We start from the raw sequence: 400 nt of genomic DNA on the forward strand, positions 1-400 counted from the left end.
GTTATGGGCATTAGGACCAAAAGGACGTTCCTCAGCTGAACCGGGTATTGATTTTATTACGTTTACTGGAGATGTGGATATTAAGAGCTCTATAAAACTAACTATTTGGGAAACTAAAACAACTGAAAAAACCATCTCAACACGAGCAAGAGAAATATACGATTTTTTTAGTGAAGACGGTAGCTTTGAAGAAAATATTGATAGTGAGATAAAGTCTATTCAACAACTTTTTTTTCATCAATCGGAGAGCCTATTAAAAGAAGTTGTTTCAGAGTTATACGATATGATTATCAAACGCGAGTTTAGTATAGGTGCAATTGGAGTCTCATCGCAGTTCACATCCACCAATGATACGTTAAAACAATTTGCAGATTGTTTTAAGGAAGAACTAACTAAAGAA

Annotated in this window: 1 protein-coding gene; it reads left to right on the plus strand. The window is 34.2% G+C overall.

Annotation, left to right across the window (positions count from 1 at the left end; translation table 11 throughout):
• The coding region (locus tag ACNPNW_RS06155; RefSeq protein WP_448766732.1) for a P-loop NTPase family protein at window positions 1-400 on the plus strand (400 nt) is incomplete at both ends.

This window comes from Acinetobacter endophylla (assembly GCF_053543775.1).